At 62.2% G+C, this 1,115-nt stretch carries 1 protein-coding gene; it reads left to right on the forward strand.

Translation table 11 applies throughout. From position 1 onward, the window contains the following. Positions 1-1,115: fumarylacetoacetate hydrolase family protein (locus tag DC522_RS33660; protein ID WP_116532715.1), on the forward strand; the 1,115-nt coding region annotated here is incomplete at both ends.

The following is a 1,115-nucleotide window of genomic DNA, read 5'->3' on the forward strand; positions in this document are numbered from 1 at the left end:
CGGGGAGCCTTGGCGGGTCGTGTTTGGCGCCCCGGCCTGGGTCCGTGTGTCGTGGCTGTTCGGGAGGAGGGAGTATTCGATATCTCCGCCACCTGCCCCACGATGAGTGAGCTCTCCGCAAAGGACAATCCGGCGCAGACGTTGAAAGCTGCGCAGGGCGAGAGGATTGCCTCGCTCGATGAGCTCATGGCGAACACGCCGTCCGACACGCGCGATCCGTCGAAGCCGTGGCTGTTGGCGCCCATCGATCTGCAAGTGATCAAGGCCGCCGGCGTGACCTTCGCCGTCTCCATGCTGGAGCGCGTCATCGAAGAGCGGGCGCGTGGCGATGCGAGTGCCGCCGCAGCCATCCGCGCGGAGGTCTTGCGCCTCGTGGGGGATGATCTCAGCCGTCTGAAGCCGGGCTCGCCCGAGGCGATGGCTCTGAAAGAGGTGCTCGTCGCCCAAGGGGCATGGAGCCAATATCTCGAGGTGGGTATCGGCCCCGATGCGGAGATCTTCACCAAGGCGCCCACTCTGTCGGCTGTTGGCGCTTTGATGGATGCGGGCCTGCATCCGAAATCCACCTGGAACAATCCCGAGCCGGAGGTGGTCGTCATCGTGACCGCCGAGGGTCGGATCGTAGGCGCCGCCTTGGGTAACGATGTGAACCTGCGCGATTTTGAAGGCCGATCCGCGTTGCTTCTTTCCAAGGCCAAGGACAACAATGCCTCCTGCGCGTTGGGGCCGTTCGTGCGCTTCTTCGACGAGAGTTTTTCCCTCGATGATGTTCGCGGCACCACTGTAACATTGACGGTGGAGGGCGAGGACGGGTTCAAGCTCGAAGGTTCATCGTCCATCACGAAGATCAGTCGCGATCCCGAGGATCTCGTTGCACAGACACTTGGTCCGCATCATCAGTACCCGGACGGCTTCGTCCTGTTCCTAGGCACGATGTTTGCGCCAACGCAGGATCGTGATGAGCCAGGCATGGGCTTTACGCACAAGACAGGCGATCTCGTCACGATCACGGCTCCGAAACTTGGGAAGCTCGTGAACCGCATGAAGCCGAGTTCGGAGTGCGAGCCGTGGACCTTCGGCCTCCGCGCTCTCATGAGCAATTTGGCATCGCGTGG

The organism is Microvirga sp. KLBC 81, from assembly GCF_003075415.1.
GTDB lineage: Bacteria > Pseudomonadota > Alphaproteobacteria > Rhizobiales > Beijerinckiaceae > Microvirga.